This is a genomic window from Klebsiella sp. 141203 (assembly GCF_032601985.1).
GTDB lineage: Bacteria > Pseudomonadota > Gammaproteobacteria > Enterobacterales > Enterobacteriaceae > Klebsiella > Klebsiella aerogenes.
The window spans coordinates 1,415,611-1,433,162 of the sequence record NZ_JAQIRL010000001.1; the positions used below are offsets into that span (position 1 = coordinate 1,415,611).

The window sequence follows — 17,552 nt, forward strand, 5'->3', positions numbered from 1 at the left end:
AGAATAACGGCGGCCTGATAGCCGCCGTTATGTATTTATTTACGTAACGTCAACAGAGTGACCACAATCCCCAATACCGCGCAAATCGCCCCGGCCAGGAACACGGAAGCATAGCCAAGCGAGGTCGCGAGCAGGCCAGCCAGCGGGCCGGTGACGCCGTAAGAGATATCCTGAAACGCGGCATAGCCGCCCAGCGCGGTGCCACGAACCTGAGCCGGAACCCGTTTGACTACCTCAACGCCCAATGCCGGGAAGATAAGCGAGCAACCGCAACCGGTCAAAGCCGCGCCCGCCAGCGCCACCCAGGCGCCCGGCGCTTGCCACAGCAGCGTCAGGCCGATAGCTTCAATCAGCAGTGAAACTATCGCCACCTTAATGCCGCCGAAGCGATCCGGCATCCAGCCGAACAGAATACGCATCAGGACAAAAGCGCCGCCAAACGCGGTCAACGTGAAGCCGGCCATCGCCCAGCCGTGGCTGGCGAAATAGAGCGAAACAAAGGTGCCGATCACCGCAAATCCGACGCCCTGCAGACCGAGGCCAACCCCCGGACGCCAGATCATACCGATGACGCTCCATAGCGAAGGACGTTCGCCGCCGTGGGCGGGAACTTTACGGACCGTGCCGTTAATCGCCCACGCCAGCAGCGGCAGCGCCATCGTAACGCAGGCCAGCGTCGCCACGCCGAAGCGGCTGTAAATCAGCAGCCCCAGCGGCGCGCCCACCGCCAGCGCCCCGTACATCGCCATGCCGTTCCACGACATCACTTTACCGGAACGCCGCGGGCCAACCAGCCCTAGTCCCCAGCTTAAGTTGCCGGTCAGCAGTTGGCTTTCACCAAAACCGAGAATCAAACGTCCCAGCACCAGCAGGCCAAATTTGGCCATCACCGGCACCGGCAGCAGCGCCGCCGCCAGCCAGGCACAGCCGGCCAGAGCACAAGCCAACATTCCTTGCAGCACCGAGCGTTTCGCGCCGTACTGATCGGCCAGTCTCCCGGCATAACCGCGGGTTAAGACCGTGGCGAGAAACTGGATGCCGACGGCCACGCCGACGAGTGTGTTGCCAAAGCCGAGATCGTGGTGCACAAATAGCGGGATAACCGGTAACGGTAACCCCACGGTCATATAGGTCAGAAAAACCGCAAAGGTAATGCGAAATAGCGAAAGATTCTCTGAAGCGTTGTTTATCGTTTTTGTCGCTGCGGACATGCGTTACCCCAGTTTTGCAGAGCAAGGCGAGAAGATGGAATGAGAATGATGGCGAGCAATTTGCCTGCTCTTGCCGGGCGCTGTCAAGACGTCAAAAAAAGGGGAGCCTCGGGCTCCCCTTTTGCTGACTCTTACCGATTAGGCGTTGTATTTACGCATAACCAGGGTCGCGTTGGTGCCGCCGAAGCCGAAGCTGTTGGACATCACGGTGGTCAGCTGAGCATCGGTCGGTTTGGTGACGATGTTAAGGCCGGCAGCCTGCTCGTCCATCTCTTCGATGTTGATGCTTGGCGCGATAAAACCGTGCTCCAGCATCAGCAGAGAGTAGATGGCTTCCTGTACGCCTGCGGCGCCCAGAGAGTGGCCGGTCATCGCTTTGGTGGCGGAGATAGCCGGGCTGTTGTCGCCGAAGACTTCGCGGATAGCGCCCAGCTCTTTCACGTCGCCTACCGGAGTAGAAGTGCCGTGGGAGTTCAGGTAGTCGATCGGAGTATCAACGCCGTGCATCGCCATCTGCATGCAGCGCACTGCGCCTTCGCCAGATGGAGCAACCATGTCCGCGCCATCGGAAGTCGCGCCGTAACCGACGATTTCCGCATAAATATGCGCCCCGCGCGCCAGCGCGTGTTCCAGCTCTTCAACCACGACCATGCCGCCGCCGCCCGCGATAACGAAACCGTCGCGGTTCGCATCATAGGTACGGGACGCTTTGTCCGGAGAATCGTTGTATTTAGTGGACAGCGCGCCCATGGCGTCGAATTCGCAAGCCATTTCCCAGCACAGCTCTTCGCCGCCGCCGGCAAAGACGATGTCCTGTTTGCCCAGCTGAATCTGTTCTACCGCGTTACCGATGCAGTGTGCGGAAGTGGCGCAAGCGGAGCTGATAGAGTAGTTGACGCCGTGGATTTTAAACGGCGTGGCGAGGCAGGCGGATACGCCAGAAGCCATCGCTTTAGTCACAACGTATGGGCCCACGGCTTTCAGACCACGCGGACTACGCATGGCATCGGCGCCGAAGACCTGGAATTTCGGGGAACCGCCGCCGGAACCTGCAATCAGGCCGACACGCGGGTTGTTCTGGTATGCTTCCGGCGCCAGACCGGCGTCGGCTACCGCCTGCTCCATGGACAGATAAGCATAAATGGATGCGTCGCTCATAAAGCGCACTACTTTGCGGTCAATGAGGCCCGTGGTATCCAGTTTGACGTTGCCCCATACGTGGCTACGCATTCCTGAATCCTTCAGCTCCTGAGAGAAAGTGATCCCTGAACGTCCTTCACGCAGAGATGCCAGGACTTCCTGCTGGTTATTACCGATGCTGGAAACGATGCCCAAGCCAGTAATCACTGCACGTTTCATTCAATACCTCTGTAAGTCGCACTATTTTAAGTTTCGAGTCGCACAATAGCGTACACTTGTACGCCGAACAAGTCCGATCAGCCATTTTGTGTATAAATTTGCGCCTTCTGGCACACATCGTTAAGATCGCGCTACGCCTTGTGATTCGAGTAACTTACGTGAAACAAAACGCCATACAACCCGCCAACCTGGAATTCAACGCTGAGGGTACACCTGTTTCCCGAGATTTTGACGACGTTTATTTTTCTAATGACAACGGTCTGGAAGAGACGCGCTACGTTTTTCTCAACGGCAACCAGCTTGATAGCCGTTTCCCAACCCACCCGCGTCCGCTGTTTATCGTCGCGGAGAGCGGCTTCGGCACCGGGCTCAATTTCCTGACGCTGTGGCAGGCGTTTGCTGTTTTTCGTCGCGATAATCCGCAGGCTACGCTGCAAAGATTACATTTCATCAGTTTTGAAAAATTTCCGCTGAAGGCCGACGACCTGCGCCTGGCGCACCAACACTGGCCGGAACTGGCGCCATGGGCTGAACAGCTACAGGCGCAGTGGCCGCTGCCAATCGCTGGCTGCCACCGCCTGCTGCTCGACGATGGCCGCGTCACGCTGGATTTATGGTTTGGCGATATCAACGTGCTTACCGACCAGCTTGATGATTCGCTCAACCGCCAGGTCGACGCCTGGTTCCTCGACGGCTTCGCGCCGGCGAAAAACCCGGATATGTGGACGCCGGGGCTGTTTTCCGCCATGGCGCGCCTGGCCCGCCCCGGCGGCACGCTGGCGACCTTTACCTCCGCAGGCTTCGTGCGCCGCGGGCTGCAGGAGGCCGGCTTTAGCATGCAAAAGCGCAAAGGCTTTGGCCGCAAGCGCGAAATGTTAATCGGCGAATTGACCGCTGACGTTCCGACGCTGGCGCGGACGCCATGGTTTGCCCGCAGCGGTAGTCAATCGCGCGAAGCGGCGGTAATCGGCGGAGGTGTCGCCAGCGCCCTGCTCTCGCTAGCGCTGCTGCGCCGCGGCTGGCAGGTGACGTTGTACTGCGCTGACGATGCGCCCGCCAGCGGCGCATCCGGCAATCGCCAGGGCGCGCTGTATCCGCTATTAAGCCAGCACGACCCTTCGCTGGCGCGCTTTTTCCCGGCGGCGTTCACTTTCGCGCGCCGCGTTTACGACGCGTTGCCAGTGGAATTCGATCATCAATGGTGCGGCGTAACCCAACTCGCCTGGGATGAAAAAAGCACGCAGAAAATCACCCAAATGCTGGCGTCAGATTTACCAGAAGAGGTCGCCCGCGCGGTAACGGCGGAGCAAGTTGCTGAACTTACCGGCGTTGATACCGGCTGCGGCGGCATCACCTATCCGGCCGGCGGCTGGCTGTGCCCGCAGCAGTTGACGGCAGAATTGCTGTCGCTGGCGGCGACGCAGGGACTACGCAGCCACTACGGTTATCCCGTCGAAACGCTCAGCGCGGAGGGCGACGGCTGGTTGCTCAATCAGCAGCATCGTCATCAGGCGGTAGTACTGGCGAACGGACATCGCCTGACTGATTTTGCCCAGACCGGGCAGTTGCCGGCTTATCCGGTCGGTGGCCAGGTTAGCCATATCCCCACCACGCCGGGGCTTTCCGCCCTGCGCCAGGTGTTATGCTATGACGGCTATCTGACGCCGCAGAATCCCGTGAATCAGCAACATTGTATTGGCGCCAGCTATCATCGCGGCAAGACGGATACCGATTTCAGCGCCGAAGATCAGTGGCAAAATCGCCAGCGCCTGATTGATTGTTTCCCGCAGGCGGCATGGGCAAAAGAGGTGGATGTTAGCGGCAACGACGCTCGCTGCGGCGTACGCTGCGCCACCCGCGATCACCTGCCGATGGTGGGCAACGTTCCGGATTATGAGAAAACGTTGACGCAGTACGCCACGCTTCACGAACAGCAGGAAAATGTCGACAGCGCGCCGGTCTACCACAATCTGTTTATGCTCGCGGCATTGGGATCACGTGGGCTGTGCACCGCGCCATTGAGCGCCGAACTACTGGCCGCGCAGATGAGTGAAGAACCGCTACCGCTGGATAGCGAAACCCTCGCGGCGCTAAATCCGAATCGGCTATGGGTGAGAAAACTGCTGAAGGGAAAAGCGGTAAAATAACGCCGGCTTGCGCTTTATCCGGCCTACGGTCCGTGCGGTCTGCCGTAAATTTATTCACTACGCTGGCTAAAACTGCCGGCGCTGGTGGCCTAAAAACCCCCGGTGGCGCTGCCGCTTACCGGGGCTACAGCGCTGTGCGATTTGGTAGCCCGGAAGGCCCTGTGCGCTCTCTGCGCCACGGAAAACATATTGCAGAAGAATTAACCGGGAGCGCAAGATACTCTGGAGCGAAACGAGATAAATGCTTTCTCAAGATAAAAGTTGCAAACCGATAACAGTATCTACAGCCAGGTAGCCCCGGTAAGCGCAGCGCCACCGGGGAGAGTTTCCGGATGTCGGCTAACGCCTCATCCGGATGACATCATTTATCAGGCCTGATTTTTCGCCTGCTGGTACAGGTTATTCCACATCCCTTGCACCAGAATCTGATCCGGCGGCGACAGTTCGCCTGCGCTGATGGCCTTTTCCAGGCTGCTGGCGACTTTGTCGTTAATCGCCTGTGCCGAGTGCTCCCCTTCCCCTTCCAGCTCAGCCACCGCCAGCGTCAGGTGGCCGCGCAGATAACCGCCAGCAAACAGTTCGTCATCACTGGCGTGGTCTACCATATCGTCAATTAACGCCAGAATGCGTGATTCAAACTCCGCGATCATCGTCTTTCCTCTTTCATTTGTAGAACGTGGCTTTAGTGCAGGTCTTCCGGCCACGGAAATTGTTCTGCCGTCAGCGGCGGCGTTTGATAATACTGTTGCAGCGCGCGAATAAAGCGTGCCGGACGCTCAGGGATCCCCTCTTGCAGATAGGTCATCACCTGAGCATGCACTCGCCGTTGAAAGGCGATGCGGTCAGGCTCAAAGTCGCCTTCGAGGTTGTCGCAGCTGACGTTAAACGGAAATCCCGCCGCCGTGCAGAACAACCAGTCAAAAGCCTGTGGCTTGACCTCGACGTCTTCGAACTTGCTTTGCGTCATCGCATCGCGGCCGTCCGGGCAGTACCAGTAACCAAAATCCACCTGCTCGCGCCGCGCCTTGCCGGCGATACACCAGTGGGATATTTCGTGCAGCGCGCTGGCGTAAAAGCCGTGAGCAAACACGATCCGGTTGTATGGCACTTCGCTATCTGCAGGAAGATAGATCGGTTCGTCGTCGCCTTTAATCAGACGGGTATTAAAATCATCGGCGAAGCAGCCGTCGAAGATCTCGACCAACTGCTGATAATGGTGTTGCTGTTGCATTAGTGAATTCCCAACCACTGCAAAATCTCAGCCCCGTGGCTGTCGTAAAGAAGTTTAGCGCTCATCACCGCGGAGACGATGACGATCATCGGCCGAATCAGCGACTGTCCTTTGCTCAGCACCAGCCGCGAACCGGCGCGAGCGCCGATAAACTGTCCGGCCATCATCACAAAACCGGTGGCCCAAATCACTTTGCCGCCAATAATAAACAGCAGCAGGCCGCCAACATTAGAGGTGGCGTTTAGCAGTTTGGCGTGAGCGGTTGATTTCGCGAGATTAAACCCGGCGAGCGTCACAAAGGCCAGCGCATAAAACGAACCGGCGCCGGGGCCAAAAAAACCGTCGTAGAAACCCACGCTGCCGCCAGCGACCAGCGCGAACGGCAAGCCATACAGGCGACGCTGACGATCGGACTCCCCGAGCTTAGGCATCAGCAAAAAGTACAGCCCGATGCCAATCACCAGCAGCGGCAGGATTTGCTTCAAAATATCGGACTGCACGTGCTGCACCAGCAGCGCGCCCGCCGTCGAGCCGATAAAAGTCATCAGAATATTGAGTTTCTGATCGGCGAGATTCACTACCTTACGACGGATAAAATAGAGCGTCGCGGAAATGGAACCGCCGCAGGCCTGTAACTTGTTGGTCGCCAACGCCTGAGCGGGCGGCATACCCGCCGCCATCAGCGCCGGGACGGTTAACAACCCGCCGCCGCCGGCTAAGGAATCAATAAATCCGGCAAGAATCGCGACAAAAAAGAGCGCCACCAGCACCATTGGCGACACCATAAACAGCTCGGCAAAACTATCCATTAGAGAAGATGCTCATCCAGTAGCGCCTGGCAGGAAGGCGGCAGCGGAGGCGGCGTCTTCTTCACAGGTGGGGTTGACCCAGGTTTAGGCGGTTCAAACCAGCTTTGCAGCTCGGCTCCGCAGCCATCGCCAGCCGGCGGCGGCGCTTGATCTTCGCACTCGAGGCTGCCCGCCGGGCAGCGCAGGCGCACGTGCATGTGGGCGCGATGCTGGAACCACGGGCGAACTTTGCGTAGCCATTGGCGATCGTTACCGGCATCAAGGCACAATTGCTGTTTGATAGCCGGATTGACGAAAATACGCGTCACATCGTTATCTTCCGCAGCCATTTTAATCAGGTTGCTGATTTGCGGGCTCCACAGTGAGGGTACCACCCGCTTGCCATCGCGGGCGACTAAGTCCAGCGCCTGTGGTTTCAGCAGTTGCGCGGAGGTCCAGCGGGTCTGCGGCAGTTGCAGGAAAATATCAACATCCAGGCCCGACTGATGGCTGGCGTGGCCGCCGTTAAAGCGCCCGCCGGCAGGCATGCCCATATCGCCAATCAGCACCGTCCCCATACCTTTATTGTGCGCCTGCAAACTCAGTCGCTGAATAAACTGCACGAGATCCGGGTGGCCGAAGTAGCGACGCTGATCGGTACGCATCACCTGGTAATCAGGGGAGTTCAGCGGTAGCGGCTGGGCGCCGACGATGCAGCCATTGGCAAACGCGCCAATAGACTGGGCGCTGCCGCTAATCGGCTGGGATATTTTCTGCCACGGCGTCGCCGCCAGGCTGGCGGTGCTGGCCAAAAGCGCCAGCAGTGCGATAACGGTATTTTTCATCGGTTACCAGCGTGGAATTGATGTCGTCACGTCGCCATTCTGCGCGCGTTGACGCATAAAGTGATCCATTAACACGATAGCCAGCATGGCCTCGGCGATAGGAACCGCGCGAATGCCGACGCACGGATCGTGACGCCCTTTGGTGATCATTTCGACTTCTTCGCCGAAGCGGTTAATCGTATGACCGGGAACGGTAATACTGGAGGTCGGCTTCAGCGCGATGTTAGCAACAATTTGCTGGCCGCTGCTGATACCGCCAAGAATGCCGCCGGCGTGGTTACTCTGGAAGCCGGCTTTGGTGATTTCGTCGCGGTTTTCGCTGCCGCGCAGTTTAACCACCTCAAAACCATCGCCGATTTCTACCCCTTTCACCGCGTTGATGCTCATCAGCGCGTGGGCGATATCGGCATCCAGGCGGTCGAATACCGGCTCGCCGAGACCCGGCGGTACGCCGTCAGCCACGACCGTCACCTTCGCGCCGATAGAGTCGCCCTCTTTTTTCAGGCCTCGCATCAGTTCATCCAGCGCGTCGATTTTATCCGGATCCGGGCAGAAGAATGGGTTCTGCTCAACCTGATCCCAGTCTTTGATAGCCAGCGGAATATCGCCCATCTGCGTCAGGCAGCCGCGGATCACAATACCGAATTTGGCCGCGAGGAATTTTTTGGCAATCGCCCCGGCCGCCACGCGCATCGCGGTTTCACGCGCAGACGAACGCCCGCCGCCGCGATAGTCGCGCAGGCCATATTTCTGCTCGTAGGTGTAATCCGCATGTCCCGGACGGAACACATCTTTGATAGCGCCGTAGTCCTGGGAACGCTGATCGGTGTTCTCAATCAGCAGGCCAATGCTGGTGCCGGTGGTCACGCCTTCGAAGACGCCGGAGAGGATTTTCACCTGGTCCGGTTCGCGGCGCTGGGTGGTGTAGCGCGATGTCCCAGGGCGACGGCGATCCAGGTCGTGCTGCAGGTCGGCTTCGGTCAGCGGAATGCCTGGCGGCACCCCGTCGACGATGCAGCCCAGCGCCAGGCCGTGCGATTCGCCGAAGGTGGTGACGCGAAAGAGTTGTCCAATTGTATTTCCTGCCATCACGGCTCCGTTCTTTTCGTTATGTTTGCGTGTTGTTTTTTTAGTCTTTATAAATGCCGAAATGCGCGCGCGCGTCAATGAGCTGCTGTTTAGTCAGCATAAAGACGCCATCACCACCGTTATCAAACTCAAGCCAGGTGAACGGCACGTCCGGGTACTGCTCCATCAGATGTACCATGCTGTTACCGACTTCACAAATCAGAATACCGTCATCGTTGAGGTAATCCGGCGCGCAGCCAAGAATACGGCGCGTCAGCTTCAGGCCATCGCTACCGGAAGCCAGACCCAGAACCGGCTCGTGCTCATATTCATCGGGCAGATCGGCCATATCTTCTTCATCAACGTACGGCGGGTTGGTCACGATCAGATCGTACTGCAGCTTTGGCAGATCGCGGAACAGATCGGAGCGGATCGGCGTAACCTGGTTAATCAGGCCATGTTCTTCAACGTTATGTTCCGCAACGGCCAGCGCGTCCGGGGAGATATCGACAGCGTCGACTTCGGCTTCCGGGAAGGCATAGGCGCAGGCGATGGCAATGCAGGCGCTCCCGGTACACATATCGAGAATATGCTGCGGTTTATGGTTTATCAGCCCGGCGAACTGGTTATTGATCAGTTCGCCAATCGGCGAGCGCGGTACCAGCACGCGCTCATCGACATAGAATTCATGTCCGCAGAACCACGCTTTGTTGGTCAGGTAAGCGACGGGAATACGTTCGTTGACGCGGCGAATCACGCGCTCGACGATACGATGTTTTTCGCTGGAAGTCAGGCGCGCGGTGCGCATATCTTCCGGTATATCTAACGGCAGGTACAGCGAGGGTAATACCAGCTGTACGGCCTCATCCCACGGGTTATCGGTACCATGACCGTACCAGATGTTGGCGGCGCTAAAACGACTTACCGCCCAACGCAGCATGTCCTGAATGGTCTGCAACTCATTGACCGCTTCATCAACAAAAATTTTATCCACGCAATCCTCCAGGGCACGCTCTGCTATAAATTCGGCGGCTAGTTTGCCACGACGGCGGCGATAAATCAGCATTCTTGCGCAGCCGGGGTGGGGAAAAATAGGTTTTCCTTGCCTGAAGCGCGGGCGAGTCGGGTAAACTAGCGAAAAGAAATAGTGAGATTGGGCAATGAAAAAGAAAACACCGCTAAGCGCGGAGGATCAGGCGCTGTTCCGCCAGCTAATGACCGGCACCCGGCAAATTAAACAGGACACTATCGTACACCGCCCGCAGCGCAAGAAGCTCAGCGAGGTTCCGCCTAAGCGATTGCTGCAGGAACAGGTGGATAACAGCCACTATTTTTCCGACGAATTTCAGCCGTTGCTCAATACGGAAGGCGCGATGAAGTACGTGCGCGCGGATGTCAGCCATTTTGAGCTGAAAAAGCTGCGCCGCGGCGACTATTCGCCGGAGCTGTTTCTCGATCTGCACGGTTTAACCCAGCAGCAGGCGAAACAAGAATTAGGCGCGCTGATTGCCGCCTGCCGCCGCGAACATATCTTCTGCGCCTGCGTGATGCACGGACACGGCAAACATATCCTCAAGCAGCAAACGCCGCTGTGGCTGGCGCAACATCCGCATATTATGGCGTTCCATCAGGCACCAAAAGAGTACGGCGGCGATGCCGCGCTATTAGTACTGATTGAAGTTGAAGAGTGGTTGCCGCCGGAGCTTCCGTAAGCGGAAGCTCCGAGGGGGGAAAGCCTTAGATGGCTTTCGCCATTCTCAAATTGCAGGGGCTCATCTGCCAGGTGAATTCGCCCTTGCCGTCGGCGTCGAGGGTGACGCAGGCAATCGCTGAAGTAGTAAACATCGGGGGCGTTTCCCCCGGGCACAGCTCTGAGACGAGGTACCCCACCAGCGGCAGGTGTGAAACGACCAGCGCCGTTTTCACGCCTTCATTCGCCAGCGCCTGAAGGTAAGCGCTAACCATCCCAACATCGCCGCATGGCGTGAGTTCCGGCATCACGTCGACATCTTTCGGCAGGTTCATGCACTCCCCTACTATGTCCAGAGTTTGCTCTGCACGCAGGTAAGGGCTGACAAGCACCCGCTCAATATCCACTTTTTGACCTTTCAGCCAGGTTGCCATCTGACGAGATTCGTCACAACCGCAAACGGTTAAGGGACGAACGGAGTCACTGGCTGCATCGAGGGCAGCGTCGCCGTGACGCATGATAAAAACTTGCATATTGCACCGCTTTTGTTAACCAGAATCACCGCAACTCGCTCTGCGTAAACAATACGCAGGCGACCCGGTGGCCGGGCATTGTGCCTGATCCATCCAACGAATGAAACGCTGTTTTTTACCTCAATGGCGTAAGTATAGTCAATATTTGTTTACAAAACCGCCAATCAACAGCGCCAGCCAACGTTGGATTTACCTTCTTTTGACCATAACTTAGGTCGTCCGTTCACCAGTGGGCCAAAAGGTCGCCCCCTGCTCGGCCATGCGCAATAAGGTGTCGCACGGAGAAAAACGAGGGCCGTACTGTGCGGCCAGACGCTGCAAGATTGCGGCGACTTCACCCGCGCCGAGGCTATCCATATAGCGGAACGGGCCGCCGAGAAACGGCGGAAAACCTATACCAAAGACGGCGCCAATATCGCCATCACGCGCGCTACGTACGATCTGTTCATCAAAACAGCGCGCCGCCTCGTTGAGCATCATCATCACGCAGCGTTCAGCGACCTGCTGAGCAGACAAACGCGCCTGCGGACTTGCTACTGCCAATAATGGGTAAATAGCCGGGTCAGCCCGTTTTTTGCTTTTACGCCTTTTTGTCTCATAAAGATAGAAACCGCGATTATTTTTTCTCCCTTTGCGATCGTCCTTCAAAATCGCGTCAATGATGTTTGCAGGCGGGCTAAAACGTTCACCAAAAGCGCTCTCCAGTACCGGGATAATCTTAGTGCCGGTATCAATGCCGACTTCATCCAGCAACTGAATAGGTCCAACCGGGAAACCAAATTTTACCAATGCATTATCAATATGTTCGACCGGCTCACCTTCCAGCAGCAGGCGCATGGCTTCATTGATATAGGGCGCCAGAATACGGTTAACATAAAAACCGGCACGGTCGGCAACCACGATCGGCGTTTTCCCCTGCAACTTCGCCAGCTTCACCACCGTGGCGATGGTTTGCTCATCGGTCGTTGCGTGCGGGATAACCTCAACTAGCGGCATTTTTTCGACCGGGCTGAAAAAGTGCAGACCAATTACCTTCTCTGGCCGGGCGGCCTGAGCCGCGATCTCGCCGATCGGTAGCGATGAGGTATTGGAGGCAAAGATCGTCTGCGGCCCGCAGCATTGTTCGATCTCGCCCACCATCCGCTGCTTGAGCGCCAGATCCTCAAACACCGCTTCGATGACCACATCGCGATGGGCAAAGCCATGATAATCCGTAGCGCCGGAAATCAGCGCCAGCTGACGATCGCGTTCACTGGCGCGCAGATAGCGGCGACGCACCTGCTTATCCAGCAGATCCCAGCTGTACTTAAGCGCATGATTGATGCCTTTCGCCTGAATGTCTTTTATGCGTACCGGCAGCCCGCCTTTACAGGCGGTGACGTAAGCAATACCGCCCCCCATTAAACCGCCGCCTAGCACACCGATGCTATTCAGCGCAGCGGGGTCAGCCTCGGCGCCACGATCCTTTTTCAGATCGGTACTGGCAAAGAAAATAGAACGTAACGCTTGCGATTGCGGCGTCATCGCCAGTTCGCCAAACGCTCGCGCCTCTTCGGCGTAACCGCTGCTGCAGCCGTGCGCCAGCCCGTTTTCTATCACCTGTAAAATACGTTCTGCCGCCGGGTAATTACCCTGCGTTTTTTGCCGGGTCTTTTTCGCCACCATGCGGAACAGCAGCTGACGCCCCAGAGGCCCGGCAAGTACCCGTTCGCGCACCGGTACAGTTCGGCTCGCCGGCCGGCCCTGTAGCGCCAGCTCAACCGCGGTCCGCAGCAATATCGATTGCGGGACAACATCGTCCACCAGCCCGGCTTTCAACGCCTGACGCGGACGCAATTGTTTACCGGTGAGGATCATTTCGAGTGCCGTACTGACGCCAATCAGCCGCGGCAGGCGTTGAGTGCCGCCGGAGCCCGGTAGCAACCCCAGTTGTACTTCCGGCAATCCCAAGCGCGTTTTATCATCATCGCTACAGACTCGCCCATGACAGGCCAGCGCCAGCTCCAGGCCGCCGCCAAGGCAGGCGCCGTGAATGGCGGCAATCACCGGGATAGAAAGCGCGTTGATCTCGGCCATGATCTGCTGGCCCTGGCGCGCCAGCGCTTCGGCTTCTGAGGCGCTGGTACAACGAGCAATCATGTTGATATCCGCGCCGGCGATAAAGTTGTCGGGTTTAGCGGAGATAAATACGGCGCCGCGCAGCGCTTTGTTCTCACGGAGCTGACGGATAATCGTCCGCACTTCGCCGCCGAACTCGGCTTTCAGGGTATTCATCTTTTCGCCGGGCGCGTCGATGGTGATAACGGCGATATTATCCGGGCGAATTTCAAGCGTAAAAGCTGTTGCCGCTTCCATTATTCGGCCTCCAGAACCATAGCGGAACCTAAACCACCCGCCGCGCAGGCGGTAACCAGACCAAATCCGCCGCCGCGGCGCCGGAGTTCATGCAGCGTCTGGGTGATCATGCGCGCACCGGTCGCCGCGAAGGGGTGTCCGTAGGCGATGGAACCACCCAGCACGTTGAACTTGCTGGCATCGACTTCCCCGGTCGCCTGTGGGCGCCCCAGAACTTCCCGGGCGAAACGATTGCTGGCTAAACATTGTAAATTCGCCAACGTCTGCGCGGCGAAAGCTTCATGCATATCAATTAGCGTAAGGTCTGCAAGGGTAATTCCCGCCCTATCCAACGCCAGCGGAGTCGCCCACGCAGGGCCCAGCAGCATATCCTGCCAGACATCAATAGCGGTGAAAGCATAGCTACGCAGATAGCCCAGCGGCGTTAACCCCAGCTCTTTGGCCCGGGATTCGGTCATCATGATCACCGCGGCGGCGCCGTCGGTAAGCGGCGTACTGTTTGCTGCCGTCACGCTGCCGTGTTTACGATCGAACGCCGGACGTAACTTCTGGTAATCCGCCAGGGTTGAATTTTTACGAATATTGTTGTCCTGTTCCAGCGGCTCGCGATAAGGCGGCACATAGGCCGTCATCACCTCGGCGGCCAGTTTTCCCTCTTCCCAGGCGCGGGCGGCAAGCTGATGCGAACGCAGCGCCAGCGCGTCCTGATCTTCACGGCTGATGCCCCAGGTTTTCGCCATCTGTTCAGCGGTGTCGCCCATCCGCAGACCGGTTGAATATTCCGCAACCGCAGGCGGCACCGGTAAAAGATCGCGCAAACGCAGGCGGGAAAAGAGTTTTAGCCGCTGACCAAGCGTGCGCGCTTTATTGGCATCCACCAGGGTGCGGGCCAGTTTTTTACTCACGCCAATAGGGAGAACGGAGGAGGAATCAGCGCCGCCGGCAATGCCCGCGCGGATAGTGCCGGCCATCAGGCTTTCGGCAATATTGGCTACCGCCTGGAAACTGGTGGCGCAAGCGCGGCTGACGCTATAGGCGTCGGTATGCACATTCATTCCGGTGCCAAGGACAATTTCTCGAGCAATATTCGGCGCTTCCGGCATCTGCACGACCTGGCCAAAAACCAGCTGTTCAATCACTTCCGGGGGAACTTCACTGCGCGCCAGCATTTCGCCGACGACCATTTTTCCCAGATCAACGGCCGGAACGCCGTGATACGCCGTCGCTTGACGGGCAAATGGGGTACGTAAACCGCTGACAATGGCAATGCGATCGCCCTGACGGGTGATAAGCGGTAATGCCTGACTCATAACTCTCCCCTGTTAACCGATAAAACCAAGTGGTCTGACCTGATAACTAGTCTTAACTAATTTTTTACATTAAGCCAATCGGGGAAGAGAAAAAGTGGGAGCCAAAACACATTGAATAGAAAAGATAACGCCTCTGGAAAGAGGCGTTACGAGAGAGGATTAACGTAAACCCAGCTGGAAGATCAGCGATTCCGCTTCGCAGCTAAAAACAAAATCGATATTCAGCTGCACGCCGCCGTCAACGTCGGTGAACGTCGAGTTAATTTTGCACGGTTCAGACTCCACATTGCGGGCTTTTTCGCTCAGCGCGGCGAGCGTCGCTTCCGCTTCAGCGCGGTTAGCAAACACGCGGCTGTAGGAGGCGGTGCAGTCGGTGTTGTCCACAATGGTGCCAACATCCATACAGCAGCAAACCGGGGTTTCATCAGCGCTACATTTACTCATCGTAGATTTCCTCTGTATATGCACCTTCGGTGCCAGACAAATAATGCGCGTATTTTACGCCCGCCCTCGTTCGCCCTCCAGTTGTTAATGGCAGGAAAACGTTTAAGTGACAGAAATCACACTTAAAAATGATCCAAAACAAAAATGCCCCAAATTGGATATGACGCACCGGGGCAATTTTGCCAGCTGGATCGCGTTTCTGTTATCACAATTGAAAAATCTTATAAACAAACTTGCAACAACTCATCTGGTCAGACCTATACTCAGGCCACTGGTCTGATTTCTCTGTCGTAAAGCAGACCCTACACTTCGCGCTTCTGTTACGGCATGTAACATAGTTTAAATAAAAATAACTCAATGAGGTTATGGGCATGAGCCAGAAAACCCGCTTTACCCAATCTGCCCTTGCAGTGGCTGTAGCACTTGTTTCAACCCAAGCCTGGTCCGCAGGATTCCAGTTAAATGAATTCTCTGCATCCGGCCTTGGTCGTGCCTATTCCGGTGAAGGGGCAATCGCTGACGATGCGGGCAACGCCAGCCGTAACCCCGCGTTAATCATGATGTTTGACCGCCCGATGATGTCGGCAGGCGCCGTCTTCGTCGACCCGGACGTTAATGTTTCTGGTACCTCGCCGACCGGTAAAAGTCTGAATGCAGACAATATTGCCCCAACGGCATGGGTACCAAACTTCCACTTTGTTTCGCCAATTAACGATCAGTTTGGTTGGGGCGCATCTATTACCTCTAACTATGGTCTCGCGACTGAATTCGCTGATGACTATGCTGCCGGCAGTATGGGTGGTAAAACCGATCTCACCACCGTTAACCTCAATTTAAGCGGCGCCTATCGCCTGAACAGCAACTGGAGCTTTGGTTTAGGGTTTGATGCGGTGTATGCGAAAGCGAAAATCGAACGCTACGCCGGTGATTTAGGACAGATCGTTGCCGGTTCCGGCAAGCTGCCGCCAGCGCTGGCTGGCCGGGTCTCGCAGATCCCTGCCGACACTCAGATTGCGCATTTGAACGGCAACGAATGGGGCTTCGGCTGGAACGCCGGTATCCTGTATGAGCTGGACAAAAACAACCGCTACGGTTTCACCTACCGCTCTGAAGTTAAAATCGACTTTGACGGCAACTATAAGAGCGATCTGCCGTCCGCGTATAACCAGATCCTCGGCAACTTCGGTCTACCGGCCGGTACCGATGGCCGTACCACTAACGGCGCGCTGACCCTCAATCTGCCGGAGATGTGGGAGCTGTCGGGTTATAACCGCGTCGCGCCGCAGTGGGCGGTTCACTATAGCCTGACCTACACCAGCTGGAGCCAGTTCCAGGAGCTGAAGGCCACCGGCAGCAATGGCCAGACGCTGTTCTATAAAGATGAAGGCTTTAAAGATGCTTACCGCATCGCGCTGGGTACCACCTATTATTATGACGATAACTGGACCTTCCGTACCGGTATCGCCTTCGATGATAGCCCGATCCCGGCTGGCACCCGCTCCATCTCTATCCCGGATCAGGATCGCCTGTGGCTGAGCGCCGGTACCACCTATGCGTTCAATAAAGATGCTTCAGTGGATGTTGGTGTCTCTTACATGCACGGTCAGCACGTAGAAATTAAAGAAGGTCCTTACACCTTCCGTTCTGAAGGTACTGCCTGGCTGTACGGCGCGAACTTCAACTACCGCTTCTGATAAGCAAACGATATAAAAAAGGGTGAACATCATGTTCACCCTTTTTCTTTTCTGACCCGCGTGGATTACTGCGAATCGATATCTTTCAGCTCATCCTGAATCGCCTGCGCGTTCGGGTTATCTGCCGGCGTCAGCTTACCGCCGTTGGCGATAAAGTCGTGCCGCTGGAAATAGGCTTCACGCATCAGGATGTACGGATCGGAAGACTGGCGCAGCAGGCCGTCGGAATCCAGCAGCTGAGCGCGGGTTTCAATCCCTTCTACCGCCCATTTACCGATGGACATCGGCCAGGTCAGCCAGGAGAGTACGGGATACAGACCATCGGCCATGTCGCCGCCCTCATCACGCAGGGTGAAACTGCCGTAGAACGGTAACTGTACGTACGGGCCGTAGCCCACGCCGTAGTGGCCCAGCGTGCTACCGAAACGATGCGGTTCAACGCGCTGCAGCTGCGGGTTCGCCATACCGGCCACGTCGATCAAGCCGCCCATCCCAAGAATGGTGTTAAGGAAGAAGCGAGTGAAATGCACCATGCCTTTATAGGGATCGCCCTGCAGGAAGGAGTTGACCATTACCGCCGGTTCTTCAAGGTTGCTGGTGAAGTTGCTTAAACCATTACGCGCCGGTTGCGGCACATAATCACGCCAGGCGACGGCAACGGGGCGCAGTACATAAGGATCAACGACATTAAAGTTGAAGTTGAACATGGTACGGTTAAACCCTTCAAGCGGATCTGAACGCCCCTGCGACCGATCGTCAGTGCTGGAACTGGCGCATCCCACCAGCAATGTGGCGCCAAGCGCAAGCGCCGACAGGCGATAATTCATAGGTTTCTCCCTGTTAATTCTGGCTATCGCTGGAGGCATCCGGGACGGCG

16 protein-coding genes are annotated in these 17,552 nt (G+C 56.9%); 3 read left to right on the forward strand and 13 right to left on the reverse strand.

Annotated elements, in window-relative coordinates:
- Nucleotides 1-35 precede the first annotated feature (35 nt).
- A complete protein-coding gene (locus PGR29_RS06765; RefSeq protein ID WP_113374314.1) occupies nt 36-1,211 on the reverse strand; it encodes an MFS transporter in 1,176 nt (391 codons plus the stop codon).
- 138 nt (nt 1,212-1,349) lie between these two features.
- Nucleotides 1,350-2,570, reverse strand: a complete 1,221-nt coding sequence (gene fabB, locus PGR29_RS06770) for a beta-ketoacyl-ACP synthase I (protein ID WP_015706178.1) — start codon at nt 2,568-2,570, stop codon at nt 1,350-1,352.
- A 158-nt stretch (nt 2,571-2,728) separates the two neighbouring features.
- Here fabB and mnmC point away from each other — a divergent pair, with 158 nt between their 5' ends.
- Nucleotides 2,729-4,717, forward strand: a complete 1,989-nt coding sequence (gene mnmC / locus PGR29_RS06775) for a bifunctional tRNA (5-methylaminomethyl-2-thiouridine)(34)-methyltransferase MnmD/FAD-dependent 5-carboxymethylaminomethyl-2-thiouridine(34) oxidoreductase MnmC (RefSeq protein ID WP_316424292.1) — start codon at nt 2,729-2,731, stop codon at nt 4,715-4,717.
- 368 nt (nt 4,718-5,085) lie between these two features.
- On the opposite strand, the gene PGR29_RS06780 is transcribed toward mnmC, so the two are convergent.
- From PGR29_RS06780 to prmB, 6 genes are read right to left on the reverse strand one after another with little or no spacing between them, the layout of a single operon-like run.
- Nucleotides 5,086-5,367, reverse strand: a complete 282-nt coding sequence (locus PGR29_RS06780) for a YfcL family protein (protein WP_045391507.1) — start codon at nt 5,365-5,367, stop codon at nt 5,086-5,088.
- Between the two features lie 32 nt (nt 5,368-5,399).
- The gene (locus PGR29_RS06785) at nt 5,400-5,948 is read right to left on the reverse strand and encodes an elongation factor P hydroxylase (RefSeq protein ID WP_063422045.1); all 549 of its coding nucleotides are present in this window, start codon (nt 5,946-5,948) and stop codon (nt 5,400-5,402) included.
- Nucleotides 5,948-6,757, reverse strand: coding sequence for a sulfite exporter TauE/SafE family protein (locus tag PGR29_RS06790; protein WP_087860092.1), 810 nt, complete (start codon nt 6,755-6,757; stop codon nt 5,948-5,950). Before PGR29_RS06790 ends, PGR29_RS06785 begins: the two co-directional genes overlap by 1 nt.
- Nucleotides 6,757-7,581, reverse strand: coding sequence for a penicillin-insensitive murein endopeptidase (mepA, locus tag PGR29_RS06795; protein ID WP_015706180.1), 825 nt, complete (start codon nt 7,579-7,581; stop codon nt 6,757-6,759). The genes PGR29_RS06790 and mepA overlap by 1 nt, the downstream gene beginning before the upstream one ends.
- Nucleotides 7,582-7,584: 3 nt before the next feature.
- A complete protein-coding gene (gene aroC, locus PGR29_RS06800) occupies nt 7,585-8,670 on the reverse strand; it encodes a chorismate synthase (protein WP_087860091.1) in 1,086 nt (361 codons plus the stop codon).
- Between the two features lie 40 nt (nt 8,671-8,710).
- Nucleotides 8,711-9,643 carry a 50S ribosomal protein L3 N(5)-glutamine methyltransferase gene (gene prmB / locus PGR29_RS06805; RefSeq protein ID WP_026612250.1) on the reverse strand — a complete coding sequence of 311 codons (933 nt, stop codon included), beginning with the start codon at nt 9,641-9,643 and terminating at the stop codon, nt 8,711-8,713.
- A gap of 166 nt (nt 9,644-9,809) precedes the next feature.
- On the opposite strand from prmB, the gene smrB reads away from it, so the two are divergent.
- Nucleotides 9,810-10,361, forward strand: a complete 552-nt coding sequence (gene smrB, locus PGR29_RS06810; protein ID WP_101705203.1) for an endonuclease SmrB — start codon at nt 9,810-9,812, stop codon at nt 10,359-10,361.
- Nucleotides 10,362-10,386: 25 nt separating this feature from the next.
- On the opposite strand, the gene sixA is transcribed toward smrB, so the two are convergent.
- The 4 genes from sixA to PGR29_RS06830 form a co-directional block, all read right to left on the reverse strand.
- Entirely contained in the window at nt 10,387-10,872 is a 486-nt protein-coding gene (sixA, locus tag PGR29_RS06815; protein ID WP_045391518.1) for a phosphohistidine phosphatase SixA, read from the reverse strand.
- Nucleotides 10,873-11,082: 210 nt separating this feature from the next.
- Nucleotides 11,083-13,227 (reverse strand): fatty acid oxidation complex subunit alpha FadJ, encoded by a 2,145-nt coding sequence (gene fadJ / locus PGR29_RS06820; RefSeq protein WP_308958813.1) that lies wholly within the window; start codon nt 13,225-13,227, stop codon nt 11,083-11,085.
- Entirely contained in the window at nt 13,227-14,537 is a 1,311-nt protein-coding gene (gene fadI / locus PGR29_RS06825) for an acetyl-CoA C-acyltransferase FadI (protein WP_316424293.1), read from the reverse strand. The genes fadJ and fadI overlap by 1 nt, the downstream gene beginning before the upstream one ends.
- Nucleotides 14,538-14,696: 159 nt before the next feature.
- Nucleotides 14,697-14,981, reverse strand: a complete 285-nt coding sequence (locus PGR29_RS06830) for a YfcZ/YiiS family protein (protein ID WP_015706185.1) — start codon at nt 14,979-14,981, stop codon at nt 14,697-14,699.
- 371 nt (nt 14,982-15,352) lie between these two features.
- Between PGR29_RS06830 and fadL the strand changes: the two genes are divergently transcribed.
- A complete protein-coding gene (fadL, locus tag PGR29_RS06835) occupies nt 15,353-16,675 on the forward strand; it encodes a long-chain fatty acid transporter FadL (RefSeq protein WP_045376989.1) in 1,323 nt (440 codons plus the stop codon).
- Nucleotides 16,676-16,740: 65 nt separating this feature from the next.
- Here the strand turns inward: fadL and mlaA are convergent, their stop codons facing one another.
- Nucleotides 16,741-17,502, reverse strand: coding sequence for a phospholipid-binding lipoprotein MlaA (gene mlaA, locus PGR29_RS06840; protein WP_045376992.1), 762 nt, complete (start codon nt 17,500-17,502; stop codon nt 16,741-16,743).
- Nucleotides 17,503-17,552: the final 50 nt, after the last annotated feature.

What these genes read in the sequence shown, in the direction of transcription:
- PGR29_RS06765 (WP_113374314.1), bottom strand. Translation starts at nt 1,211, where the DNA reads ATGTCCGCAGCGACAAAAACGATAAACAACGCTTCAGAGAATCTTTCG.
- fabB (WP_015706178.1), bottom strand. Translation starts at nt 2,570, where the DNA reads ATGAAACGTGCAGTGATTACTGGCTTGGGCATCGTTTCCAGCATCGGT.
- PGR29_RS06780 (WP_045391507.1), bottom strand. Translation starts at nt 5,367, where the DNA reads ATGATCGCGGAGTTTGAATCACGCATTCTGGCGTTAATTGACGATATG.
- PGR29_RS06785 (WP_063422045.1), bottom strand. Translation starts at nt 5,948, where the DNA reads ATGCAACAGCAACACCATTATCAGCAGTTGGTCGAGATCTTCGACGGC.
- PGR29_RS06790 (WP_087860092.1), bottom strand. Translation starts at nt 6,757, where the DNA reads ATGGATAGTTTTGCCGAGCTGTTTATGGTGTCGCCAATGGTGCTGGTG.
- mepA (WP_015706180.1), bottom strand. Translation starts at nt 7,581, where the DNA reads ATGAAAAATACCGTTATCGCACTGCTGGCGCTTTTGGCCAGCACCGCC.
- aroC (WP_087860091.1), bottom strand. Translation starts at nt 8,670, where the DNA reads ATGGCAGGAAATACAATTGGACAACTCTTTCGCGTCACCACCTTCGGC.
- smrB (WP_101705203.1), top strand. Translation starts at nt 9,810, where the DNA reads ATGAAAAAGAAAACACCGCTAAGCGCGGAGGATCAGGCGCTGTTCCGC.
- sixA (WP_045391518.1), bottom strand. Translation starts at nt 10,872, where the DNA reads ATGCAAGTTTTTATCATGCGTCACGGCGACGCTGCCCTCGATGCAGCC.
- fadJ (WP_308958813.1), bottom strand. Translation starts at nt 13,227, where the DNA reads ATGGAAGCGGCAACAGCTTTTACGCTTGAAATTCGCCCGGATAATATC.
- fadI (WP_316424293.1), bottom strand. Translation starts at nt 14,537, where the DNA reads ATGAGTCAGGCATTACCGCTTATCACCCGTCAGGGCGATCGCATTGCC.
- PGR29_RS06830 (WP_015706185.1), bottom strand. Translation starts at nt 14,981, where the DNA reads ATGAGTAAATGTAGCGCTGATGAAACCCCGGTTTGCTGCTGTATGGAT.
- fadL (WP_045376989.1), top strand. Translation starts at nt 15,353, where the DNA reads ATGAGCCAGAAAACCCGCTTTACCCAATCTGCCCTTGCAGTGGCTGTA.
- mlaA (WP_045376992.1), bottom strand. Translation starts at nt 17,502, where the DNA reads ATGAATTATCGCCTGTCGGCGCTTGCGCTTGGCGCCACATTGCTGGTG.